Annotated in this window: 23 protein-coding genes; 12 read left to right on the top strand and 11 right to left on the bottom strand. The window is 61.2% G+C overall.

Annotated elements, in window-relative coordinates; all coding sequences use genetic code 11:
- Positions 1-174: 174 nt before the first annotated feature.
- Positions 175-1,152 carry a glycosyltransferase family 2 protein gene (locus tag AWB64_RS15700; RefSeq protein WP_060856331.1) on the bottom strand — a complete coding sequence of 326 codons (978 nt, stop codon included), beginning with the start codon at positions 1,150-1,152 and terminating at the stop codon, positions 175-177.
- A complete protein-coding gene (locus tag AWB64_RS15695) occupies positions 1,091-2,050 on the bottom strand; it encodes a glycosyltransferase family 2 protein (protein WP_060856330.1) in 960 nt (319 codons plus the stop codon). The genes AWB64_RS15700 and AWB64_RS15695 overlap by 62 nt, the downstream gene beginning before the upstream one ends.
- A 265-nt stretch (positions 2,051-2,315) precedes the next feature.
- On the opposite strand from AWB64_RS15695, the gene AWB64_RS15690 reads away from it, so the two are divergent.
- The 6 genes from AWB64_RS15690 (at position 2,316) to lepB (ending at position 10,735) form a co-directional block, all read left to right on the top strand.
- Entirely contained in the window at positions 2,316-4,187 is a 1,872-nt protein-coding gene (locus AWB64_RS15690; protein WP_082850501.1) for a serine aminopeptidase domain-containing protein, read from the top strand.
- Positions 4,188-4,412: 225 nt separating this feature from the next.
- Positions 4,413-5,873 carry a flippase gene (locus AWB64_RS15685; RefSeq protein ID WP_060856328.1) on the top strand — a complete coding sequence of 487 codons (1,461 nt, stop codon included), beginning with the start codon at positions 4,413-4,415 and terminating at the stop codon, positions 5,871-5,873.
- 213 nt (positions 5,874-6,086) lie between these two features.
- Positions 6,087-7,670, top strand: coding sequence for a mannose-1-phosphate guanylyltransferase/mannose-6-phosphate isomerase (locus AWB64_RS15680; RefSeq protein ID WP_060856362.1), 1,584 nt, complete (start codon positions 6,087-6,089; stop codon positions 7,668-7,670).
- Between the two features lie 295 nt (positions 7,671-7,965).
- Entirely contained in the window at positions 7,966-8,721 is a 756-nt protein-coding gene (locus tag AWB64_RS15675) for a FadR/GntR family transcriptional regulator (RefSeq protein WP_060856327.1), read from the top strand.
- Between the two features lie 266 nt (positions 8,722-8,987).
- Entirely contained in the window at positions 8,988-9,968 is a 981-nt protein-coding gene (locus AWB64_RS15670; protein ID WP_060856326.1) for a Gfo/Idh/MocA family protein, read from the top strand.
- An 89-nt stretch (positions 9,969-10,057) separates the two neighbouring features.
- The gene (gene lepB, locus AWB64_RS15665; RefSeq protein WP_060856325.1) at positions 10,058-10,735 is read left to right on the top strand and encodes a signal peptidase I; all 678 of its coding nucleotides are present in this window, start codon (positions 10,058-10,060) and stop codon (positions 10,733-10,735) included.
- A gap of 28 nt (positions 10,736-10,763) precedes the next feature.
- On the opposite strand, the gene AWB64_RS15660 is transcribed toward lepB, so the two are convergent.
- The 6 genes from AWB64_RS15660 to AWB64_RS15635 form a co-directional block, all read right to left on the bottom strand.
- Entirely contained in the window at positions 10,764-11,423 is a 660-nt protein-coding gene (locus tag AWB64_RS15660; protein ID WP_060856324.1) for an amino acid ABC transporter permease, read from the bottom strand.
- Positions 11,424-11,539: 116 nt separating this feature from the next.
- Positions 11,540-12,331, bottom strand: a complete 792-nt coding sequence (locus tag AWB64_RS15655) for a cystine ABC transporter substrate-binding protein (RefSeq protein WP_060856361.1) — start codon at positions 12,329-12,331, stop codon at positions 11,540-11,542.
- Between the two features lie 128 nt (positions 12,332-12,459).
- Positions 12,460-13,500, bottom strand: a complete 1,041-nt coding sequence (locus AWB64_RS15650; protein ID WP_060856323.1) for a quinone-dependent dihydroorotate dehydrogenase — start codon at positions 13,498-13,500, stop codon at positions 12,460-12,462.
- Between the two features lie 128 nt (positions 13,501-13,628).
- Positions 13,629-14,492, bottom strand: coding sequence for an arginyltransferase (locus AWB64_RS15645; protein ID WP_060856322.1), 864 nt, complete (start codon positions 14,490-14,492; stop codon positions 13,629-13,631).
- 151 nt (positions 14,493-14,643) lie between these two features.
- Complete coding sequence (gene aat / locus AWB64_RS15640; RefSeq protein ID WP_060856321.1) at positions 14,644-15,387, bottom strand: leucyl/phenylalanyl-tRNA--protein transferase; 744 nt, start codon at positions 15,385-15,387, stop codon at positions 14,644-14,646.
- Positions 15,388-15,401: 14 nt separating this feature from the next.
- Positions 15,402-15,947 (bottom strand): NUDIX hydrolase, encoded by a 546-nt coding sequence (locus AWB64_RS15635; RefSeq protein ID WP_060856320.1) that lies wholly within the window; start codon positions 15,945-15,947, stop codon positions 15,402-15,404.
- A 249-nt stretch (positions 15,948-16,196) separates the two neighbouring features.
- On the opposite strand from AWB64_RS15635, the gene AWB64_RS15630 reads away from it, so the two are divergent.
- From AWB64_RS15630 to moaE, 3 genes are read left to right on the top strand one after another with little or no spacing between them, the layout of a single operon-like run.
- Positions 16,197-17,426 (top strand): molybdopterin molybdotransferase MoeA, encoded by a 1,230-nt coding sequence (locus AWB64_RS15630; protein WP_060856319.1) that lies wholly within the window; start codon positions 16,197-16,199, stop codon positions 17,424-17,426.
- 8 nt (positions 17,427-17,434) lie between these two features.
- Positions 17,435-17,692 carry a molybdopterin converting factor subunit 1 gene (gene moaD / locus AWB64_RS15625; RefSeq protein WP_060856360.1) on the top strand — a complete coding sequence of 86 codons (258 nt, stop codon included), beginning with the start codon at positions 17,435-17,437 and terminating at the stop codon, positions 17,690-17,692.
- A 1-nt stretch (position 17,693) separates the two neighbouring features.
- On the top strand, positions 17,694-18,170 hold the full coding sequence (moaE, locus tag AWB64_RS15620) for a molybdopterin synthase catalytic subunit MoaE (RefSeq protein WP_060856318.1): 477 nt from the start codon (positions 17,694-17,696) through the stop codon (positions 18,168-18,170).
- A 10-nt stretch (positions 18,171-18,180) separates the two neighbouring features.
- Here moaE and AWB64_RS15615 read toward each other — a convergent pair whose 3' ends face one another.
- Positions 18,181-18,741, bottom strand: a complete 561-nt coding sequence (locus AWB64_RS15615) for a group III truncated hemoglobin (protein ID WP_060856317.1) — start codon at positions 18,739-18,741, stop codon at positions 18,181-18,183.
- A 394-nt stretch (positions 18,742-19,135) separates the two neighbouring features.
- On the opposite strand from AWB64_RS15615, the gene AWB64_RS15610 reads away from it, so the two are divergent.
- The 3 genes from AWB64_RS15610 (at position 19,136) to AWB64_RS15600 (ending at position 23,112) form a co-directional block, all read left to right on the top strand.
- A complete protein-coding gene (locus AWB64_RS15610; RefSeq protein ID WP_060856316.1) occupies positions 19,136-19,639 on the top strand; it encodes an Rrf2 family transcriptional regulator in 504 nt (167 codons plus the stop codon).
- A 210-nt stretch (positions 19,640-19,849) separates the two neighbouring features.
- A complete protein-coding gene (gene clpB, locus AWB64_RS15605) occupies positions 19,850-22,447 on the top strand; it encodes an ATP-dependent chaperone ClpB (RefSeq protein ID WP_060856315.1) in 2,598 nt (865 codons plus the stop codon).
- Positions 22,448-22,677: 230 nt separating this feature from the next.
- Positions 22,678-23,112, top strand: coding sequence for a nuclear transport factor 2 family protein (locus AWB64_RS15600; protein WP_060856314.1), 435 nt, complete (start codon positions 22,678-22,680; stop codon positions 23,110-23,112).
- Positions 23,113-23,177: 65 nt separating this feature from the next.
- Here AWB64_RS15600 and AWB64_RS15595 read toward each other — a convergent pair whose 3' ends face one another.
- Both AWB64_RS15595 and AWB64_RS15590 read right to left on the bottom strand, forming a co-directional pair.
- Positions 23,178-23,633 (bottom strand): YidB family protein, encoded by a 456-nt coding sequence (locus AWB64_RS15595; protein WP_060856359.1) that lies wholly within the window; start codon positions 23,631-23,633, stop codon positions 23,178-23,180.
- A gap of 228 nt (positions 23,634-23,861) precedes the next feature.
- Positions 23,862-24,449: a ComEA family DNA-binding protein gene (locus tag AWB64_RS15590; RefSeq protein ID WP_060856313.1), complete on the bottom strand. Its 588-nt coding sequence runs from the start codon at positions 24,447-24,449 to the stop codon at positions 23,862-23,864.
- Positions 24,450-24,630: the final 181 nt, after the last annotated feature.

The raw sequence follows: 24,630 nt of genomic DNA, 5'->3' as shown, positions 1-24,630 counted from the left end.
GGCGTTTTCTTTGCTTCGTTTCTTTTTCGCCGTTGGAAAAAGAAATGAAGTCCCGCCACGGACAGTGGCTAACAGTGCTAAAGAGGACCAACGAACAGGGACCGCGCGCAGGCGCAAAAAGCAGGACCCCCAACGGCCGACGACCAACGACCCACAACCCACCAACCCCCCGGTCTACCCGACCAACTCCCCCTGCGCATTCTGCAACCGCCGCGTAGCAAAATCCCTCTTGGCGATGGCCGCCCCACTACGTGCTGCACGCCAGCGCTGCAACGCTGTCCCTTCCCGATGCAGAAAGCGAGCCCGCCCCAGATTAACCCACCCCAAACACGCGCCATGCCCCACGACCATCAGCCACATCAATGCAATGCGCCGCCGCACCCCGCGATATTCGTCCCGCACGACCAGATGCAGGTTATACGACTCGTTCTCGATCGCAACCCAGCTCCGGCTACCCCGCACCGCACGCGAATCTTCATCGAAACGCTGCGCCGGATAATGATCCACTTCCACAGCCGGATCGTAGACCAGACGCCATCCCGCACGCCGCACCGCCGAAGCGAACGCCATGTCGTTGTTGACCTGTGCGCCCGTTCCGCGCAAACGCGTATCGAAGCGAATAGCGCCGCCGCGAATCGCACTCACGCGATAACTCATGTTCGCGCCCTTCAGGAAATCCACGTCCCGCGCCGCACCCACGCCCAGATGATGATTGCCGATCGCGCGGCCCGGAAACTGCCAGCGGCCAACATCCTGCTCGGACGCATCAAGCGTCTCGCCATGTTCGTGCACCCAGTCGCGGCCACCCACGCCACCAACATCCGGCGCGTCCGCGAAATGCGTTTCAATGCGCTGCAGCCACGCCGGGCGAGGCGCGGCGTCGTCATCGGTGATCGCGACAATGTCACCCGTGACGGCATCCAGTCCTGCATTCAACGCGGCAACCTGGCCGCCCTGCGACACCTCCACCTTCACGAGCGGCAAACGCGCCCGCGATTTTTCGATCGCGAGCCAGGCTTGCGTCTCTTCATCGGCGCCGCGGCACACGACCAGAACTTCATCGGGCGCGCGCTGCTGCCGCGCGAGCGCATCAAGGCACCGGGCGAGATCCGAGGTTCGACGGTACGTGGGTACAAGTACAGTTATTTTCATTTTGCAGGGCGAGTCCTTCCGGGGTGTATCGGCGAATATAGCCGCGCGCGAGCGAGACGGTGCGCATGCTGCGCGAGAGGCCCTTCGGTCCATGTGCGCGCAGGTTGTGCAGCAGGTTGTGAGCCACGGCCAGTGTCAGGAACACGGCCGCCTTCGTGCGATTGCGTTCAAACCAGCGGTAACGCTTGTGCGTCACGTAGATGCGCGAAGCCTCCACGAACGAGGCGTAGTACTCGCGGTTCACCATCGACGGATAATGGCAATTGAACACTTCAGGCAGCGTGCGGACCGCGCATTTTCCCTGCAGCGTGGCGCGCATCAGGATATCGACTTCATCGTAGCCATAGATGAGATGTTCGTCGAAACGGATCACCTTGAAAAGCCAGGCCGGAAACACGGCGCTATTGATGACCACGGTGTTGTGATAGTCGCCGGCCTTATAAGGCCGAGACTGAAAACCTAGGAACGTGACTGCATTCGCGAAAATCCGCGTGCCGTGATTCAGTTCGTAACCCGTAATAATCAGTTTTTCCGGATGCTGGCCGCCATTCTGGAGCGACTGCGCCGTCCGCGCGAGGAAGTCAGCGGAGAGGGTAGCGTCGTCGTCAATGAACGCCACGTGCGTGCCGGTGACAGCGTCGAGCGCGTTGTTGCGGTTTGCGCCCAGTCCGCGGCGCGGTCCCTCGAGAAACACAACTTGCGGAAACTCGGAAGTCACCATCGCGCGCGTGTGCGGTTCCTTACTGTCGTCCGACACAATGATCTGATGCGCCGGATAAGTCGACGCTTCGACCGAACGCAATGCCCGGGCGAGGTCCTCCGGCCGGTCGCGTGTGCAGATGCAGACCGAAAAGCACGGCGCGGCAGGCTGACTGGATTCGTGAGAGGTGGTGGCCATTTGTTTCCCCGGCGTTTTTGTCGTGTGCCGCGCATGCACGGCGCGGCGTGATGCGCTATTTGACTTGCCGCAGAAACATGCGTCTGTGGGACATCGAACATCGGATGGCGCAACGTTGCGGGTTCCCAGCAGGTTTTTACGCTCGTGGCGGAAAAATCAGGGCGGGGTCGAAAGTGTGTGTGCGGGCGCACTGAATGAACGTCTTACAAAACGTGTAATACGCCCACAACTTAATACCAACGCTCTTTCGGGGCGCAATGCTGAGATGAAGCCTGTAACTTTCAATGACTGTTTTGGCTGGCTGCACGCGGGCGCGTCGTCCGCCACACGAGGGGTTGTACTGTGCCAGCCGTTCGGCCGTGAGGCAATGTGGGTACACAAGGGCTGGCGGGTGCTGGCCGAGCAGCTTGCGGCGGCTGGAACGCCCACGCTGCGCTTCGATTACGCCGGCACCGGCGACTCCGCCGGCGAGTCCGAGGATCCCGGCGCGGGCAAGGAGCAACTCGAGCGCTGGCTGCAAAGCATTCGCGCAGCCGTGGCTTTCCTGAAACAGACCACCGGCGTAACCGAGGTCGCGCTGTGCGGATTGCGCCTTGGCGCAACGCTCGCGGCACAGGTCGCGGCCGATGAGAATATACGTGAGCTCGTGCTGCTCGCGCCGGTCCTGTCGGGCCGGCAATATCTTCGCGAGTTGCGCCTGCTGCAGCAGAACTGGCTTGAGACTGGCGGCCTTTATGTCGAACGGGCGCCGGCCGATACCGATTACGCTGAAGTTGTCGGGCATCGCCTGATGGCTTCCAGCGTGGCGAAATTGGGCAAATTCGAGTTGTTGCGCGATGCCCGGCTTGTGGAGCATCCGCCGCGCCGTTTGCTCGTGCTCGATTCCTACGATCCCGTGCGTTCAAAAAAACTCGTCGATGCCTGCTCGGCCGCCGGAGCGGACGCGGCCCTCGAAAGCTTCGACGAATGCAGCGCGTTCATGCAGGAATCCGGCGTGACCGAAACGCCGCGCGAGACAATTGCGCGCATTGTCGAATGGCTGGGCCCGCCCGCGCTTTCAAGCGCTGCGATCGCGAAGAACCCACCAGCCGCGATGCTCATCGATAACGGCGTGCGCGAAACGCCCGTCATCTTCGATAACGGCCGCTTGTTCGGGATTCTTTGTGAGCCGTTAAACGGCACGGCGTCGCGCCGCTCGGTCATATTCGTGAACCCGGGAGCGACCCATCGCATTGGTGACGCCCGCATTTCCGTGACGCTTGCGCGCCGGCTTGCACGCGAAGGTATTGCGTCCCTTCGTTTCGACGTCGGCGCACTCGGCGACAGCGCGGCGCCCGTCGATCATCGGCCGCTCTCCATGCTGTTTAGCCGCAGGAACGTTGACGACGTAGTGGCGGCGGCCGGGTATCTGGCGTCGCGCGGTCTGGACGAGGTTTCGTGCTTCGGCGTGTGCTCGGGCGCTTATTTGTGCCTGCACGCTGCAACGGTCAGTCCTTACATCCGATCGCTGACGCTGGTGAATACGCCCAGGTTCAGTTCCCCCGAAGATCCGATGCTGCCAGCCGGCCAGGAAAATCGTCCGCGGACCGCGACCAGCACGTTCGTCCGTTCTTTTGCGACCGCTCACAAATGGAAGCGCGTCTTGCGTGGTGAGCGCAAGATCGCCCCAATCGCACGTGAGCTTGCACGACGCATGCGCACGCGGTTCGCGGCGAGCATGGCGTATATCGCGGAACGCACAGTGGGTGTGGACACCATCGGCTCGCGCGTGCGGGCGATGGTCCGCGGCCTCGGTGAGCGCGGCGTCAAGGTGCGTTTCATCTACGGTGAAGCCGATGCTGGCCTGGAAGAGTTCGCGGTGTTCTTTGGCGCGGGCGGCCGGCGCATGCGCAAGTGGCGCAACGTGGAAACGATTCATCGCGGGACGCTCGATCATGCGTGTTTCTCTTATCCGGCACGCGAAAGCCTGATGGTTTCGCTTATCGATTTTGTTCGTGACGCGTCGCTGCAACCTGCGGAGTCCGAACGCCGGCGGACGCGTTTGCTTACCGTTGTGCCATCCGTTCACCGCCGCACACAAGGTCGCGAGGAGCGGCATGCGGACATTCTCGAACCGCAGCAAGCACAGCGAATGTAACGAATTGCAAGCCGCCCTCGGGTACGTACGTATTCGCACAGACCCCGGGGGCGCTAGGGATTTACCCTACAACAATTGTCTGATGTTCGGCTGTCAACCTGCTTGCAAGCCGGAGCGTCAATATATGCACTACGCGACACGTCTGAACGTGCGCGCATTACCGCAAGCTTCTTGGCGGTCCCCGGGTTCATCCTGTGTGATTTCGTTGCAATCGGCCGTCGCTCCATGGAAAAAAGTCTTATCAAGAACATCGCGATCAATTTCGCCGGGTTGATCCTGCCCGTGTTCGTCTCGCTCGCGACGGTGCCGGCCTATATCCATGGCATGGGCATTGAACGGTATGGCGTCATCAACCTGGTGTGGGCGTTGATCGGCTATTTCAGCGTGCTCGACCTCGGCATTTCGATGGCGACCGAAAATCACATCGCCAAGGCGCGTGATACAAACGACGGCAGCATCCAGCGCATTTTCTGGAGCGCTTTCTTCCTGAATCTTGCGACAGGTTTTGCGGGCGCCATCATGATCTGGTTCGGCGCCTATATCTACGTGGTGCATATTGCGACCATCGCGCCGGCATTCCAGCGCGAAGTGCTGCAAGCGCTGCCGTGGATCGCGATCGCCGTGCCGATCGCCAATGTGTCGTGGGTGTTCAGCGGCGCGATCGGCGGCGTGGAAAAGTTCGCGCTCTACAACACCAACCAGACCGTCGGCACGTTCCTGTTTCAATTGCTGCCGCTTGCCGCGTTGTATCTGTTCTCGCCCTCGCTGGCCGTGGTCGTGCCGGCTGCGGTTATCGCGCGTTTTCTTGCGGCGCTGCTGCTTGGCTATGGCACTTTTCGCGCACTTGGCATTACGCGCATTTCCGGGCCCGAATGGCCGCTGATCCGCGAACTTTTCAATTATGGCCGCTGGCTGTTGCTGTTTTCAGGCGCGAACATGATCGCGACCACACTGGACCGGGTGGTGATCGGCTCCATGCTGGGCGCGAAATCCGTGGCGTACTACGCCACGCCGCAGAACCTGGTCACGCGCCTGAACCTGCTGCCAAGCGCCATGTTGCGCACGCTTTTTCCGCGCTTTTCAGCATCCGGCAGCGAGCACGCCGGTGCGCTCTCGCATCAGGCGCTGGCGTTTCTCAACTGCGCATTCACACCGTGCGTGGTGGTTGCGCTGTTCGCACTGGCCCCGTTCCTGAACATCTGGCTCGGCCACGAGATGGGCGTGCAGTCCGCGCCTGTCGGACGGGTACTTGTGATTGGCGTATGGCTTGCGGGACAGTCGAGCATCATGAGCGTGCTGATCCAGGCCAAGGCCAATCCGGCGCACGTGGCGCGGGTCGGCTGGATTGGCTTGCCAGTGTTCGCGCTTGTCCTGTGGCTGGGCATTCGCTGGTATGGGCTGCTCGGCGCGGGTGTCGCGGTAGTTGCGAAAACTTTCTTCGATTACGCGGCGTTCCTCTACTTTTCCAAGCTCAAGCCACAACCCATCTTGCGCAACATGGCGGGGCATCTCGTGTTCCTGGTCGTCGCCACGCTATGCGCGGACTACATGGATTCGCTGCGAGGCATGGCGGCTATCGGCGTGGTTCTGGTCGTGGGTAATCTTGGATGGTCGCTGGTCGAGTCGAGCGAATTGCGCGAGGTCGCGATGCGCTTGCGGCAACGCGTGCTGCAGGGCGCGGGATGAGCGGTGCGCATTTCCCGCGACCGCAGACAAGCGCCGTGTTTGCCCGTGAAATTCGTGAAATACCGACGACATAACAACGTGCGGGCGTTCGCGCGCGCACAGAACTAAAAAGATTTGCCTGCTTAAATGGCGCATCAATCGATGCGTGTGTTCCGCGCGTCCGCACCTGTTCGACGCGTTCAGCCCCCAATCAGCTTCAACGCATCAGGAGTCATCGTGGACGTGTCCAACCATCCCCTTGCGAGCGCGGCCGCGGAGAGCGCCGTGAGCGTGCGTGTGCAGCCCGTCATTCTCGCAGGCGGCTCCGGCACCCGTCTCTGGCCGTTATCGCGGCAGCAGTTTCCCAAGCAACTGATCGAACTCATGGGTTCGGAGTCGCTGCTGGAAGCCACGTTGCGCCGTCTCGACGGACTCGATGCGTCAGGCGATGGATCGGTTAGCGTCGACACAGGCATGCCATTTGATACCGCCGACGAACTGATTGTGGTCTGCGGATCGGAGCACAAATTGCTCACGGCTCAGCAGATCGAACGCAACGGCCGCCATGCGCGCATCGTGCTCGAACCATGTGCGCGTAATACCGCGCCGGCGCTCACGCTCGCCGCGTGGGCCGCGCTCGCGGCCGTACCGGGCGTCGATCCCGTCATGGTCGCCATGCCCGCGGACCACGCCGTCGCCGATCTCGAAGCGTTCCAGCGCACCATTGCGACCGCGATCGAGCATGCCGCAGGCGGCGCGCTCGTCACGCTGGGCATCGTGCCGGACAAGATAGAAACAGGGTACGGATACATCAAGGCTGGCGCTGCGCTCGAACGGTCGAGCGCTCACGCCATGGAAGCGCGCGTGCTCGAACGCTTCGTGGAAAAACCGCGGCGTGAGATTGCCGAGCAATATCTGGCATCGGGCGAATACTTGTGGAACAGCGGCATTTTTGTGTGCCGTGCGTCCGTGTGGCTCGCCGCGATCGAACACTTTCAACCCGCCATTCACGCCGCGTGCATTGCCGCGTTCGAACGCGGGCTGCATCAGGACGGCTTCACTCAACTCGATGTCGACGCGTTCGAAGCGTGTCCGTCGGACTCCATCGATTTCGCGGTGATGGAACGCATTGCGCACGAGCCGGGTTTCCCGGGCGTGGTCGTGCCGCTCGCGGCCGGCTGGTCCGACGTCGGTGCGTGGGACGCCGTGTGGGACATGTCCAGTAAAGATGAAGACGGCAACGTGGCGCGCGGCCGCGTGCTTTTCGAAGGGTCCGAAGACAGCTTCGCGCATTCGGATGGCCGGCTCGTGGCGTGCGTGGGCGTGAGCGGCGTGGTCGTGGTTGAAACGGCCGATGCGGTCCTGGTGGCGTCGAAGGACCGGGTGCAGGAAGTGAAAGCGATGGTCGGCCGCCTGAAAGCCGCGAAAGGTACGGAGGCGCACGATCATCGCAAGGTGCAGCGTCCCTGGGGCTTTTACGATTCGATCGAACACGGCGAGCGCTTCCAGGTGAAGCGGATCGTGGTGCAACCCGGTCAGCGGCTTTCGCTGCAGATGCATCACCATCGCGCGGAGCACTGGATTGTCGTGTGCGGCACGGCGCTTGTTACACGAGGTGAAGAGACGTTCCTCGTGACTGAAAACCAGTCCACTTACATTCCGCTTGGCACCACGCATCGACTGGAAAATCCCGGCAAGACGCCGCTGGAAATGATCGAGGTGCAGTCGGGCACATATTTGGGCGAAGACGACATTGTCCGCTTCGACGATCAGTACGGACGCGTCGCGGATAAAAAGAAGCGCCAGACGGATGCATGAACCCGGCCAGCGAAGCTGACTCCAAGGAAGTTTGCGGGTCAAGGCGGGGCACAAAGGCAACAGGGAAGCACGGAGTACTTACTACAGCGGTTGCCGAAGCAGCGCTGCGGCGCCGGCAGGGATAACCCTTCAAAGGGACTTTCCGACTGGCGTTCGCGGTATTGAACACGCAATTTATCGAGCACGGTGTGGCATTGCCGGTTCATTGGCACGGCTCAGGCGTGCGGTTCCGGGAGCTTGGGGAAGCTTGCCGGATACGCAGGGACACAATGCAGGGCGCAAGGGGAGAGGGGTGATGGACGAAAATAAAGAGCGATCACTGGTAGCCAAGGTGATGGACGGGCTCGTATCGGGCATCGTCGAACAAAAGTATGGCGCGATCCTGCCGCCGCAGGACGTTCTGTCGAAGGAGTTCGACGTCAGTCGGACCGTGATGCGAGAGGCGCTCTCCATGCTTCTCGCGCGTCACATGCTGGACGTGCGGCCCAAGACGGGCACGCGCATCCGGCCGATGAGCGACTGGCGGCTGATCGATGAAGACGTCGTGAGCTGGCGCTTTCGGGCCACGCCCGATCAGGCGTTCCTGCGCGACGTGATCGAGTTCCGCATGTTGATCGAGCCGCGTGCGGCTGCCCTGGCGGCGGCGCGTGCAACGCCTGACGAGATTGCCGGGATTCGGGAGGCGTTCGACGCCCTGTCGTCGCTCGAAACAGGCGAGCCCGAGTTCCAGGCCGCCGATGTCGCGCTTCACACGCGCATTGTCGCGGCGAGCGGCAATCAGTTCTTCCAGCAGATGACCGCTATCGTGCGCGGTGCGCTGGTGACGGTGTATCCGATCGTGGAAGGCATTGCGACAATGCGTGAAGCGACGCTCGGCGCGCAGCGTGAGGTCGTGGAAGCGATCGGTGCACGCGACGCCGCTGCGGCCGAACGCGCGATGAGCCGGCTGATCGATGTCACGGCCGAGGAAGTCGGGCGTGCATTTTCGCTTGAACGGCGCGAGGATGATTCTTCTCCGCCTGTCGGCGAATCGCAGTCAGCGGGCGCTTGATTCCGCAGGCTGCCGTAACACGGCTCCACGCTTGACACCGGGACAGTACCGGCGGATTTCAAGCGAGGGCTGCCCGGATTCTGGTCACGTCATTCGTGGCCGGGCGCTTCTGGCGCCGGATTCAGGGTTCTTCCCTACGCAAACGTTACACTCCCTTTCTTCGCGTCATCTTCCGCTTCCCCCCGCTTCCTGCTTCCCGACAATCGCGCCCTTAGTGGACAATGAGCGCTGACCGAGTCACGACCATCAATTCAGGAGCGCAACAGATGAATGAAGAAAGCACGATTCGTTGGGGTATTGTCGGTGCCGGACGGATTGCGCACCGGTTCGCCGAGGGGTTGGCCTTTGTACCGGGAACGCAACTCGCAGGCGTCTGGTCGCGCCGGCCCGAACCCACGCGCGCTTTCGCCGACAAGTTCCAGACAACTGCTTTCGAGAGCTTCGACGCGATGCTCGGCAACATCGACGCGCTCTATCTCGCGACCATGCAGAACAGCCATCCCGAGTACGCGCTGCGTGCTTTCAAGGCGGGCCGTGCCGTGCTTTGCGAGAAACCCGCGGCCGTCAACGCGCGTGCGTTGCAACAGATGATCGATGCCGCGCGGGCCTCGAAAATCCTCTTCATGGAAGCCATGAAACCGCCGTTCTATCCGCTCTATACCCGGTTGCGCGGGCATCTTGCAGCGGATCCGGTCGGCCAGATCGGGCTGGTTCGAGCCGGGTGTTCCATCGCGAATGTTCCGCTCGACCATCCTTCCTACTCCATGGAAATGGGCGGCGGCGCGTTACTCGACATCGGTATCTACGAGGCGTTCCTTGCGGTCGACTGGCTCGGCGAACCGCTTGAAGTGCAGACGTTCGGGCGGCTCGGGCAAAGCGGCGTAGATAGTTTCGCGAGCCTGAATGTCCGGCACGAACGCGGCGTGGCGCAACTGTTTTGCGGCATGGATCTTCAGGGCAAGGGCGACGCGTTGCTCGCAGCTACGGGCGGCACCGTGACGATTCACGAGAACTGGTGGAACCCGGCGCGCGCGACCATTCGTTATCTCGATGGCCGCACGGTCGAGCTCGATGAACCGTTCGAAGGCGGCGGCCTCAACTACGAGACCGCGCATTTCTGCGAACTGCTGCGAAGCGGGGCGACTGAAAGTCCCGTCATGCGGCATGCGGTATCGATGCAGATGATCTCCATCACCGACGCCGCCCGCCGCGATCTTGGCGTGCGTTTCCCGTTCGAAACCGAGTGACGGACCGGCTTGACGTACGACCCTGTTTAAGCGTCGTTTCAGGTTTGCACGATACCCTGCGACGTCTTCACCTGCCGGGCATTCCTACCATGCGATTCTTATCCCGACTCTGGCGCGACAATCGCAAGCTGGTGGCGTTTCTGGTCCTGATGGCCCTGTTTCGAAGTGCGATTGCGGACTGGAACGTGGTTCCGAGCGGTTCCATGTTGCCGACCATTCGCGAAGGCGACCGGATTGTCGTCGACAAGATGGCTTACGATTTGCGCGTGCCGTTCACGCACATCGCGATCCTGCATCTTCATGATCCGCAGCGCGGGGATATCGTGACCGTGGATTCGTCGGCGGCGCACGAGCTGATCGTAAAAAGGCTGATCGGCCTTCCCGGCGACGTGGTCGCAATGCGTGACAACGTGCTTTATATCGATGGCAGGCGGGCCGCGTATCAGCCGGCCGACATCACGGGCGTGGCGGGCGACGCATCGTCACCGGGCGAGTATCTCGATGAAAAACTGGGACGCGTTTCGCATGTCGTGAGGTTATCGGTATTGGCGCCGAGTCCGCGACGCTCGTTCGGACCGGTCACGGTGCCGAAGGGACAATATCTGATGCTGGGAGACAACCGCGACGACAGCGCGGATTCGCGGTATTTTGGTTTTTTCCCGCGCGATGAGTTGATGGGGCGGGCACGAAGGGTGGCGTATTCGCTGGATCCCGAGCGCCACTACTTTCCCCGCCTGGGAAGATTCGGGGCGCGGCTGGACGGATAGGCGTCAGGCGTTCCCCAGCGCCGTGATGCTAATGCCTTCCCGGCAAAGCCAACCGTCGCTCGAACCGCCGCTGCACGAATTCCAGCACGCTGCAAAGCACCCAATAAACCACGGCGGCGGCCAGATACAACGGCAAAGGCTGATACGTGGCGGCGATCACTTCCTGAGCGCTGCGCAGCAATTCCGTCACCGTAATCACGGACACCAGCGACGTATCCTTGATCAAGCTAATGAGGCTGTTTGAAAGACTCGGCACGGCAATGCGCAGCGCCTGCGGCCCGATCACATAGCGCAGCGTCTGCGTCCTTGAAAGTCCAAGGCTGTAAGCCGCGAGCCACTGCCCGCTCTGGATCCCGAGAATCGCCCCGCGCATGCTTTCCGACAAATAAGCCGCGGCATTCGCCGACAACGCGATGACCCCGGCCGGCGTTGGATCGAGTGAAATCCCGATGCTCGGCAGCCCGTAGTAAATCACGAAGATCTGCACCAGCAGCGGTGTCCCGCGCATCACGCTCACGTAGGCGCGCCCGATACCCACCAGCGTCTTGCTGCGGCTGATACCCATGACCGCGAGCACGATGGCCGCGATCAGGCCAAAAAACATCGAGTAGACCGCGAACTTGATCGTCAGCACGGCGCCTTGCGCAAGAGCCGGTATCGATTGAACGAGGAGAGATGTCGTGGACATGAGGGAATGAAGTTGGCTTCGTGACAGTCGGGCAGGCATCAAAAGCCAAGGGCGGCATCAGGAAGACGCCGCCCCGATGCCGAAGGCGTAAAAGAAACGGTTGCTGCTTGACAGGCTTACTTGGCGGGCTTCGTCACGTCGATACCGAACCACTTGTCCGAGATCTTCGTGAAGGTGCCATCGGCTTCGAGCTGGGTCATCGCGTCGTCAATGGCTTTCTGGAACTTCGGATTGCCCTTCTTGAACGGAATGCCCGACGGATTGCCCGGACCCACATTCGCGCCGGTACGCAGCGGCAACTGCGAATTTTTCATCAGGTACGCGAGCATCAATCGGTCGTTCAACGCGGCGTCCAGCCGGTTCGACGCCAGATCGCGCAAGTATTCCGGCGCGCCCGGATACGTCTTTACATCGATACCCGGAACCGCCTTCGCCATGTCCATGTAGTTGGTGCCCAGACCCACGCCGAGCTTCTTGCCCTTCAGGTCATCGAGCGTCTTGAACTCACGCGTGTCGTCCTTGCGCTGGATCAGTTGCGCATTCGAATACGTGTAGGCCGGCGAGAAATCGAGCGTCTGCTTGCGCGCGTCGGTGATGCCGACCTGATTCACGATCACGTCGAACTTGCCTGCCTGCAGGCCGGCAATGATCCCGCTCCATTCGGTCGTGACAAATTCGGGCTTCACGCCGAGCTTCGCGGCAACGGCCTTGGCAATATCCACGTCGAAACCGACCAGTTCACCTTGCGGCGTTTTCGAGTTGAACGGCGGAAAGGTGCCTTCCAGCCCAATGCGCAACGTACCGCGCTGCTTGACGGAATCCAGCAGGTCTTCGGCATGAGCAACAGCCGAGAGCGACGCGCCGATCAATCCTGCCACGAGTACTTTCTTGAAGAAGGTCAGTTTCATGTGTTGTTTGCCTTTGTCTGAATCTGTGTTGGGTAAATCCGAAGTGCGGCGATGATAGCGAAATCGCAGCCGCGGTTTCATATCGATTCCTCATGTGGGTATGAGGTCAGGTAGTGATGCAACGCGCCTCAGACAACTGCGCCGTGACTCGCCAGCGCTTCGACGCACTCGGTCACGAGCGCCGGTCCGCGATAAATCAAGCCCGTATAGATCTGTACCAGCGACGCGCCCGCCGCGAGCTTCTCGCGCGCATCGTCGCCGGACATGATGCCGCCCACGCCAATGATCGGCACCGCGTCGCCGAGCTCCGCGCGCAGTTTTCGAATCACCGCATTCGATGCCTCGAACACCGGCTTGCCGGACAATCCGCCTGCTTCGTCGCTGTGTTTCATGCCGGCGACAGCCGTGCGCGACAACGTGGTGTTGGTCGCAATCACGGCGTCTATTTTGTGGCGCAGCAGGGTGGCGGCGATCTCCTTGATCTGTTCGTCGTCGAGATCGGGGGCGATCTTGAGCGCGAGCGGCACGAGCTTGCCGTGCATGTCGGAGAGGCGTTGCTGCTTGTCTTTCAATGCGCCGAGCAGCGCGTCGAGTTCGCCCGCGCCTTGCAACTGGCGCAGGTTCTTCGTATTGGGCGACGAGATGTTGATGGTCACGTAGCTCGCGAACGGATACACGCGCTCGAGGCAATACAAATAATCCTCCGCGGCGCGCTCAATCGGCGTATCCGCATTTTTCCCGATGTTCAGCCCCAGAATCCCGCGATACCGCGCGGCCTGCACGTTCTCCACGAACTGGTCGACGCCGCGGTTATTGAAACCGAGCCGGTTGATGAGCGCCTGTGCGTCGGGCAGCCGGAACATGCGCGGACGCGGATTGCCGGGCTGCGCGCGCGGCGTGACCGTTCCCACTTCGATAAATCCAAACCCGAGCGACGCCAACCCGTCAATACACGCGCCTTCCTTGTCCAGCCCGGCCGCCAGCCCGACGGGATTGCGAAAGTTCAGGCCCATGACCGTGCGCGGGGAATCGGGGGCGCGCTCGGCGAGCATGCCGGCAAGCCCGGTGCGGCCAGCGGCGCCCAGCATGCGCAGCGTCAGGTGATGGGCATCTTCCGCATCCATGCGAAAAAGTTGCGCGCGGGCAAGCGGGTAGAGGGAACTGAACACGAGAAGAGGCCGGAACGGCGAAAATTGAGACGCGCCATTTTAACGGCTTTACCGGCGGCGGCTGAAAAGCTGTTTCGGAATGGTGAAAATGGGGAACGAAGCGCCGTGTTCCGCAGGACGATCCTTCATCAACGACGCGGCTTGTCCGCAGCCATCTTGCCGGGCATTGGCGGTGTTCCGGCGGAGTGCATCGTGACGGGATCGAGCAGCCCCCAGCGGCCGTCGATCAATCCTTCGAGCGGCCGGAAGTTGGCCTTGTACGCCATTTTTTCGCTTTCGCGGATCCAGTAGCCAAGATACACGTACGGCAGGTCGAGGCTGCGCGCCTGCTCGATTTGCCACAGGATGTTGTAGGTGCCGAAGCTGGTATGCGGCAGGTCCGGGTCGAAGAATGTATAGACCGAGGACAGACCGTCCCCAAGGATGTCGATCATGCTGATCATGCGCAGGACGCCCTTTTCAGGGGGATCGCTGTTGGGCTTGCCGTCGCCGCTTTCCATGCCCTCCATAGCCGTCACCGGCTCGCGAAATTCCACGAGCCGCGAGTTGATCCGGCTTTGCAGGAGGAACTGTTCGTACTGGTCGCGGCTGTCGCGGTCCATGCCGCCGCCCGCGTGCCGTGCGGACTGGTAGCGCATGTAGAGTGTGTAATGCTCTTCGTCGTAGTGCAGGGGCGCGACGCTCGCGACGAGCCCGCCATGCAGTTTCCAGACGCGCCGCTGAGTACGGTTCGGCTTGAATCCGTCAATGGGCAGCCGCACCGGCACGCACGCGCGGCAGCCGTCGCAATAGGGCCGGTAGGTGAACACGCCCGAGCGCCGGAAACCCGCCTTGACGAGCTCGGTGTAGACGTCGGAATTGATCAGGTGGCTTGGCGTCGCGACCTGGGAGCGCGCAATGCGCCCGTCGAGGTAGCTGCAGGGATACGGCGCCGTTGCATAGAATTGCAACGCCGAAAGCGGTGAAAGCGGCAGCTCATTGGGGTGAGTCACGTTGGCAGCTCTCGTTCTAGGCTTCTGTCGTCTCGCTGTGTTGCCGGTTAAACGTCGCTGTTAAGCAAGGCACACAATGCAAATTACTCAATGATCTTCGATCGGCGCCGCTGATCTCAATGCGGTTTCAGCTTTCCGCGCGAACCCGCATTCACAACGACACTTGCGCGCCGAGCGTTGCGAGCAGCGCCGATTTATCGAACTGCCAGGGTATCGGCGGCTCGAACACGGCATCGCGCAAATGTCTCAAAAAAGCTTTCCGCGTGATCTCGCGCCCGCCCAGCGACGCCAGATGCGACGTATTCTGCTGGCAGTCTATCATCTCTATTTTATGGTGGCGCAAGTGTCCGACGAGTCCCGCGAGCGCGATTTTCGAGGCGTCGGTTCTATGCGCGAACATCGATTCGCCGAAAAACATCCGTCCGAACGACACGCCGTAAAGACCGCCGACGCGTTTGCCTTCGAACCAGGTTTCAATGCTGTGCGCCCGCCCTTCGCGATGCAGCGACGAATACGCCTCCACGATATCCGCCGTGATCCACGTGCCGCGCTGGCCTTCGCGCGGCGTCTGCGCGCACGCGCGCATCACGCCCGCAAAATCATGGTCCACGCGGATCTCCCACGCTGCGTCTCTCAACACGCGCCGCAGCGTCTTGCGCAGCGAATCGGAGACCTTGAATTCGTCTGGAACCAGGACCATGCGCGGGTCCGGGCTCCACCAGAGCACTGGCTGGCCATCGGAATACCAGGGGAAGATCCCGTGCTGATAGGCGTCGACCAGCCGCGCGCCTTGCAGCTCCGCGCTCGCCGCGAGCAAACCCGGCGCGCCGCTCGCCTCGCCGAGCGCGCGCTCGACGGGAGGAAACGGATCGTCGGAAGCGAGCCATGGAACCATGATGCGCTCGCCGCTCAGCCTTCGCGCAATGAGCGGAAGATGTCGCCGGTGTGCAGGGAATAGGTGCCGGCGGCGCGATCGGCGAAAAAGAAGCGCAGCGTCTGGCCAACGGTCGGGAATGCGATCTCGTCCCAGGGGATCTCGCTTTCATCGAAGAGTTTCACTTCCAGGCTTTCCTCGCCTGCATCGATGTCCAGGTCCAGCAGGCGCGCGAGGTAAAACAGATGCACCTGATGAACGTGCGGCACATTGAGCAGCGTGAAAAGGCTCTGGATCTCCACGCGCGCGCCGGCTTCTTCCAGCGTCTCGCGCGAAGCGCCTTCGCTGGTCGTCTCGTTCATCTCCATGAAACCCGCTGGCAGCGTCCAGTAGCCGTAGCGCGGTTCGATCGCGCGACGGCACAGCAAGACCTTTTCGTCCCACACGGGCACGGTTCCGACCACGTTGCGCGGATTCTGATAATGCACCGTGCCGCAGTTGCCACAGACGAAACGTTCGCGGTTGTCGCCGGGCGGAATAAGCAGGCTGACTTCATGACCGCAGACGGAGCAGAATTTCATAGGGGAAAAGTCTGAAAGTGTCGTGCGAGTGTATCACCGAGGCCGGGGCGCGCGGCATGGCTGGGAAGGGCGCCGATACCTGCCGAATGGTCTGGGAGCCTGCGGATCGGGCGGGAGCGAATCAGCGCGTTTGGCTGTTGCCTCGCTACAATAAGTGCTTCGGACGCGCCGTTTTCCTGCTCCGCCCATTTCACGGTTCACCAAACATTCCCGCCGATGTCCATCATGCCCGCTGCTTCACGCCCGCCAATGTTGTCCACCGCCGATGCGCTCGCCACCTTGCTCGCAGCCGCGCGCCGGGTGGATGGCGCGGAAACCGTCGATACCGCCAACGCGCTCGGGCGCGTACTCGCCGCCGATGTAGTGTCGCCGCTGGACGTGCCGCCCATGCGCACCAGCGCCATGGACGGCTATGCGGTCCAGGCCGCCGATCTTGCCCAGGCGTCCGATGCAAACGGCGTCACGCTGCCGGTGTCGCAGCGGGTGCCGGCCGGCGCGGCGGCCGAGCCGCTCGCCGCCGGCACGGCCGCGCGGATCTTTACCGGCGCGACCGTGCCGCCGGGCGCGGACACCATCGTGATGCAGGAAATGGTTCGTCTCGACGATTCCCGCGCGCGCTTTTCCCAGGCTCCGGCAGAAGGCGAGTGGATCACGCAGCAGGGCGCCGATATTCGCCGCGATTCCGTCATCCTGGCCGCCGGCACCCGGCTGACACCGCAGGCGCTCGGGCTGGCGGCGTCGGTGGGATGCGCCACGCTCGAAGTCGTGCGCCGCGTGCGCGTGGCCGTGTTTTTTACCGGCGACGAACTCACCATGCCCGGCGAACCGCTGCGGCCGGGCGCAATCTACAATTCGAACCGTTTTACGCTGCGCGCGCTGCTCGCCAGACTGGATTGCGACGTGACGGACCTGGGTATCGTGCCGGACCGGCTGGACGCGACACGCGAAACGCTGCGGCGCGCGGCGCGTGACCATGACCTGATCCTCACGTGCGGCGGGGTATCGGTGGGAGAGGAGGATCATGTCAAACCCGCCGTGGAAGCCGAAGGGCGAATCTCCATGTGGCAAATCGCGATGAAACCCGGCAAGCCGCTGGCGTTCGGCGCGGTTCGGCGCGAGGCTTCGCGGCTTGGGGAAGAAGCGTTTTTTATCGGCTTGCCGGGCAATCCGGTCTCGAGTTTCTGCACGTTCCTGCTGTTCGTGCGGCCCTTCATCCTGCGTCTGGCGGGCGTGGAAACGGTAAAGCCGCGCGTGTATTCCATGCGCGCGGATTTCACGCAGAAAAAGGGCGACCGGCGCAACGAATTCCTGCGCGCCCGCGTGAACGATGCGGGCGGCCTGGACGTGTTCGGCAACCAGAGCTCGGCGGTGCTGACATCGACGGTATGGGGCGATGGCCTCATCGATAACCCGCCCGATCACGCCATCCAGACAGGCGAAATCGTGCGTTTTATCCCGTTTTCAGAATTGATGCGTTGAAGGTGATCATGAAAGTCGAATTGCGGTTTTTTGCGAGCGTGCGCGAAGCGCTCGGTGTGGCAAACGAAAGTGTCGAAGTGCCGGACGGGATTGCAAGCGTGGGCGATGTCCGCGCCTGGCTGCGCGCGCGCGGCGGTGTTTGGGCCGAAACGCTCGCCGAAGGCCGCACGCTGCGAATGGCGTGCAATCACGAGATGACGGACCCGTCGCGGCGCATCACGGAAGGCTGCGAGGTTGCGTTTTTCCCACCTGTGACGGGCGGTTGAGATGACCCGAATCCGCGTGCAGGAAGCCGATTTCGATATCAGCGCCGAAGTTGCCGCGCTGCGTGCCGATAACCCCAAGGTCGGCGCGGTCGCCTGCTTTGTGGGAACGGTTCGCGACCTAAACGAAGGCCAGAGCGTCCGGGCAATGGAGCTGGAGCACTATCCCGGCATGACCGAAAAGGCGCTGGAGAAGATTGCAGCGCAGGCGCGGGAACGCTGGACGGGTTCTGACGTGCTGATTGTGCATCGGGTGGGAAAGCTGTTGCCGCTCGATCAGATCGTGCTGGTCGCGACGACCGCGGTGCATCGGGCCGAAGCGTTCGAATCCTGCGCTTTCGTGATGGATTATTTGAAGACCCAGGCGCCGTTCTGGAAAAAAGAGAAAACGGAACACGGCGAGAAATGGGTCGATGCACGCGAGTCGGACGATACCGCGCTTGCCCGGTGGCGTGCCGGCGGACCCAAAGGCGCGAACTAAGCTCCGACGCTCAGGACCCGTTGTTCTCGACGCCCGTCACATTCACAGGGAATGGCGCGCCGCTGCTCCGATCGGGTAGATCGGCTTCTGTTTCATGCCCGGCGGGCTCGCCTCTTCGCAAGCGTTTGAGCGACGCCAGCAACGCAAGCTGCGTGTCAGGAATGCGGTAGTCCCAGCCGAACTTACTCAATTGCAGGCTTTGCGCAATACGCAGCGCCGGTTCCATGAACTGCACGGCTGCGGCAGGTTCGTAACGGTTTTGGACGGTATCGAGAAAAAGCGAGAGCCAGCGGGCAAAGTGCTGCGGCTCGATATTGCCAAGCGGCCGATGCGCTTCCTGCACATTGCCGCGATAGTCCTTCGTTCCCAGAACCAGGCTCGACCAGAAAGTCGTCATCTTCGCCAAGTGAGCATCCCATCGGCCACTCAGTTCGCTTGAAAATATCGGGCCGAGCAAAGGGTCATCGTCCACACGCTTGTAGAAAGCGTCAACGAGTTCGCGGATATTCGCTTCGCTAGGCTGTGAAGCGGGCGCAGGTGATGAGGATTGGACAGCGAGATCTTTCGACATGTGGAGGCGGTGATTTAAACGCGGCGCAGCGCCGGGAATTCAGCAGCAAACATATTCAGCATGTTGAACCGGCCCTTTTAATTTCGCGGCACATTCCATAAGCAATTTCGGGAAGGATGAATAAACCTGAAATCTGTCGCAGAATAGCGCCGTTAGCAAAATGCAATTTCGCGGTTTTTGCAGAGCCGGCTTTCATGATAATCGACGTCAAGCTCGAAACCTGTTTAGCCGGAAGCGACCGCTTGCCGCATCGATGACCGAGCATGCTGAGTCCGGGTTCACGCACGCGCCATATCAATAGCGGCTTGAATCCGGGGCGCTGTTTGGCGAGCCGGCTGCACGCGCGTCCCGGGGAACGCGGCTGAATAACGCGACCATTTACGCGATTACCCTCATGCGACTAACCGATTACACCGACTATTCGTTGCGCGTCATGCTTTATCTCGCCGTTCGGCCGGAAGGTCTCTCGACGATCCAGGAGATTTCGGAGGCATACGGCATTTCGAAGAATCACTTGATGAAAGTAGTGCAGCGGCTTGGCGAACTTGGCTGGGTGGAAACCGTTCGCGGCCGCAACGGCGGTTTGAGACTGGACGCCCGCACGCCGTTTTTGACCATCGGCGAGGTGGTGCGTAAGACGGAGAGCGACTTTGACATCGTCGGTTGCTTTGCCGGTGAAAACGAGTCCCGCCGCCATTGCGTGATTCAGTCTCATTGCCAGTTGAAGGGCGTATTCGCGGCGGCGCGGGATGCTTTCCTCGCGGAACTCGACAGGCATACCATCGGTGATCTGGCATCGCCAGCCGACGAACTGGCGGGCCTGCTCGGTATCATGCGGTTCGCGCCTTCCCTAAAAACGGATGCAGGCATTTCCGGGCAGATCGCTGGCCGAAGTTAAGCTGGCGGCTCCATATCGGCCGGCGCGCTCGTTCACTGACCGCGCGCCGTCGCGTATCCGGCACTCCGGTTTCAAGCCGCGAGGCCTGACCGCACCGTCCCCGCCCGTTTTGACGATTTACGCAAAAAATTGCCGTTTCCGGGCATCGAAGCGCTTGAAAGTGCCCGATCGCGCCTCATTTTGAATACATCCCGATTTGGAGGTCTCAATATGAGAATCGACAAGCTCACTACCAAGTTTCAAGAAGCACTCGCCGACGCGCAAAGTCTCGCGGTCGGCAATGACAATCAATATATCGAACCGGTTCATCTGCTTGCTGCGCTGATTGCACAGCAGGACGGCTCCGCGCGCTCGCTGCTCTCGCAAGCGGGCGTGCAGGTTCAGGCGCTGGAAACCGCGTTGAAAGACGCAATGACGCGTTTGCCGCAAGTTCAGGGCACGGACGGCAACGTCCAGGTCAGCCGGGATCTCGCCGGCTTGCTGAACAGCGCCGACAAGGAAGCGCAGAAGCTGAACGACACGTTCATTGCGAGCGAGATGTTCCTGCTCGCCGTGGCCGACGACAAAGGAGAAGCCGGCCGCATCGCGAAGCAGCATGGTTTGACGCGCAAGGCGCTCGAAGCCGCGATCAATACCGTGCGCGGCGGCGGCCAGGTGCATAGCCAGGACGCGGAAAGCCAGCGCGGCGCGTTGAAGAAATACACGGTCGACCTGACCGAGCGCGCGCGCGCCGGGAAGCTCGATCCGGTGATCGGGCGCGACGATGAAATTCGCCGCTCCATCCAGATTTTGCAGCGCCGGACGAAGAACAATCCGGTGCTGATCGGCGAACCGGGCGTGGGCAAGACCGCAATTGTGGAAGGTCTGGCGCAGCGGATCGTGAACGGCGAAGTGCCGGAATCGCTCAAGAGCAAACGCGTGCTTTCGCTCGATATGGCCGCGCTGCTGGCGGGCGCGAAGTATCGCGGAGAGTTCGAAGAACGCCTCAAGGCAGTGCTGAGCGACATCGCGAAGGACGAAGGGCAGACCATCGTCTTTATCGATGAAATCCATACGATGGTCGGCGCCGGTAAAGCCGAAGGCGCAATGGATGCGGGCAACATGCTGAAGCCGGCGCTCTCGCGCGGCGAACTGCATTGCATCGGCGCGACCACGCTGGACGAATACCGCAAGTACATCGAGAAGGACGCGGCGCTCGAACGGCGTTTCCAGAAAGTGCTTGTCGATGAACCGTCGGTGGAAGCGACCATCGCGATCCTGCGCGGCCTGCAGGAAAAGTACGAACTGCATCACGGCGTGGAGATCACCGATCCGGCGATCGTCGCGGCGGCGGAGCTGTCGCATCGCTATATCACGGACCGTTTCCTGCCCGACAAGGCTATCGATCTGATCGATGAAGCGGCGTCGCGCATCAAGATGGAAATCGATTCGAAGCCCGAAGAGATGGACCGGCTCGACCGTCGCCTGATCCAGTTGAAGATTGAACGCGAAGCGGTCAAGAAGGAGAAGGACGATGCATCGCAGAAGCGCCTGCAATTGATCGAGGAGGAAATCGAGCGGCTGGATCGCGAGTATTCCGATCTCGAGGAAATCTGGATGGCGGAAAAAGCCGCCGTTCAGGGCAGCGCCACGCTCAAGGAAGAGATCGAGAAAGTGCGCGCCGATATCGTGCGTTTGCAGCGCGAAGGCAAGCTCGAAAAAGTCGCCGAATTGCAGTATGGCAAGTTGCCGGGGCTCGAAGCGCAGTTGAAGCAGGTGACGCAAGCTGAAACCGCGGAGCAAAGCAATCCCACACGGCCGCGCCTGTTGCGCACGCAAGTGGGCGCCGAGGAAATCGCGGAAGTCGTGTCGCGCGCCACGGGCATTCCTGTGTCGCGGATGATGCAGGGCGAGCGCGACAAGCTCCTGCAGATCGAAGCCAAGCTGCATGAACGCGTGATTGGCCAGGACGAAGCGATTGGCGCGGTGGCCGACGCAATCCGCCGTTCGCGCGCGGGTTTGTCGGACCCGAATCGGCCGTATGGTTCGTTCCTGTTCCTCGGGCCGACGGGCGTGGGCAAGACCGAGTTGTGCAAGGCGCTCGCCGCGTTCCTGTTCGATTCGGAGGATCACCTGATCCGTATCGACATGAGCGAATTCATGGAGAAGCACAGCGTCGCGCGTTTGATTGGTGCGCCGCCCGGGTATGTGGGTTATGAAGAGGGCGGTTATCTGACCGAACTCGTGCGCCGCAAGCCGTACAGCGTGATCCTGCTCGATGAAATCGAAAAGGCGCATCCGGATGTGTTCAATGTGCTGCTGCAGGTGCTCGACGATGGCCGCATGACCGACGGGCAAGGGCGCACCGTGGACTTCAAGAACACGGTTATCGTGATGACATCGAACCTTGGATCGCACGTGATCCAGTCGATGGTCGGCGAGCCGCACGAAGCGGTGAAGGACGCGGTGTGGGAAGAGGTCAAGCTGCATTTCAGGCCGGAGTTCCTGAATCGTATCGACGACGTTGTCGTGTTCCATTCGCTCGACCGCAGCAACATTCAGTCGATCGCGAAGATTCAGTTGCAGCGGCTGCACGAGCGGCTCGCGAAGCTGGAGATGCAACTCGATGTGTCCGACTCCGCGCTCGAGTTGATCGGCAAGGTTGGTTACGACCCGGTGTTCGGTGCGCGTCCGTTGAAGCGCGCGATCCAGCAGCAGATCGAGAACCCGGTCGCGAAGCTGATCCTGGCCGGCAAGTTCGGACCGAAGGACGTGATTCCCGTCGATACGCGAGATGGCGAACTGGTGTTTGATCGCGTCGTGCATTAAGACGCTGTTGGTAGTTTGATAAGAGCGCCCGGTGATATTCATCGGGCGTTTTTTTGTCCGGATCAGGAAGGGCTTTGGGTTTACCCCGTTTAGCGACACTAGGACATCGTGATAATCTGGGCTGAGTTATCTGACGTCATATCTAAATTGGAGTAAAAATAAGCCACCTTCGAATTAATTTAAGGCGATAGTTATAGGACGTCTGTTCAATAAACCAACCTGACTTCTACATGAAAAAAATCAAATTGTTGTTGGTGGCGGCTATTGCGTGTGTCGGCTCGGTGAACGTGTACGCCAAAACCAGCGATCAGGCATCCCTGGACTCGGCCGTCCAGCGTCTGCACGCGGCAATGATCGCCGGCAACGGCGCCGAACTGAAGGCACTGACCACGCCCACATTGAGTTATGGACATTCGAACGCCACGGTCCAGAACCAGCAGGTTTATATCGAGACGATCACGAGCGGTCAGACGCACTACAAGCGCATCGATCTGACTCAGCCGAGCACCACACTCGCCGGCGATAACGCCATTGTCCGGGATCATTTTTCGACAACGGTGGAAAGCGGAGGCAAACAGACCGACGTCGAACTCGATCAACTGATGGTGTGGAAGAAGTACGGCAATAGCTGGAAGCTGCTCGCGCGCCAAGGCTACAAGCACTGATGTGAAAAGGGGCAACGGATCACTCCGTTGCCCCTTTTTCCTGCATCAAGCGTCAAGCAGACCGATCAGGCCTTCGGTTCTTCGCCTTTGCCAAGCAATCCGCCCAGTGCGCCCAGACCACCCAGCGAACCCAGCACGCTCGTCAGATCGAGCTTGCCGTCTGCCGGCACTTCGCCGTTGGGCGTGGCCTTGTCCACGAGATGCGGCAGCACTGCTGCCAGCATGCCGCTCAACTGGTCGCCCGACACGCCCGCTTTTTGCGCGAGGTCCGTGACCGCGCCCGAGCCGAGCACGTTAGTCAGGGTGTCGGAGCTGATCGGCTTGTTTTCGCCATGACCGATCCATGACGAGACAACATCGCCCGCGCCGTTTTCATGGAAGCGCTGGATCAGTCCGGTCAGGCCACCCGGCTGGTTGTTGATGAATTCCATTGCTATGGCGACCAGACCGGCCGGTGCTGCGCCGCCACCTTCCGGTGACGATTTGCCAAACGAGGAGGCGAGGGTATCGAGTAGGCTCATGGCTGTCTCTCTCAAAAGCAGTACGGGTTGATATCGCCCGGCGGTTGTGTTGCCGTTGCTTGCCGGGCGAAGAAGGCGCCGTCCCGCAGGACGGCGGTTGTTCTGCTGCATGGCGACCTGAGCGCGCCTGATTTCGAGGCTTGATTTCGAACGTTGTGCCGGTGGCCATTGCACGAATGACACGCTCGTTGCGTCAAGGCTCAAACGCGCGTCAATGCGTCGCTGTCCTCAGGTTGCTGCCGCGTCGCTCGCGGCTTTCTTCTTCTTTGACTTCTTCGACGCCTTGGCGCCGCTCGCGCCAGATGCCGCGTCGGCGGTTGTAGTGGTAGAGCTGCTTGCAGCGTCCGCCGCTTTTGCTTTCTTCGATTTTCTGCCCTTCGGAGCCGAGGCCGCATCCGGCGTGACCGCGGGCGTAGTGGCGGTCGTCGCGGCGGGCGAAGTGGCGGCCGTTGCAGCAGCCGACGACTTCACTGTCGATTTACCCGGCGCAGCGCTCGTGCTCGTGACAGGCGTTTTGTTCGCGGCGGGCTTCGCGCCGGTTGGCGGCGCGGATGAGCCGCCGATGGTCAAACCGGCTTCCTCCAGATGCGTCACGGACTTCGTGCCAAGCCCTTTCACACGACTGGCGAGATCGTCGGCGTCCTTGAACGGACCGTTCGCAGTCCGTTCGTCGATGATCGCTTTCGACTTCACCGGCCCCAGCCCTTTGATGGCTTCGAGCGAGGATTGATCCGCGGTGTTCACGTCAGTGGCCGCGAATGCGGCGCCAATCGACAACGAGAAGACCAGAAACAGCATCAACAGCTTTTTAAGCATGACAAGTGCTCCAGGTTAAAAGCAAAAAGGAGAAATCAGTGTCGCGGTAGCCGTCACGACTTTACTGGAAGCTTGGCCAGAAAGTCCAACTAGCATAGGACAAAACGATCGTCAGGATAACGGCGGAGAAGGCCGATTAGCCCGGGCAGCATTAATTTTGACAACAGGGCCGGCTATTATT

Origin of the sequence: Caballeronia sordidicola, assembly GCF_001544455.2 — a bacterium.
GTDB lineage: Bacteria > Pseudomonadota > Gammaproteobacteria > Burkholderiales > Burkholderiaceae > Caballeronia > Caballeronia sordidicola.
This window is presented reverse-complemented; position numbering and strand designations above follow the sequence as displayed.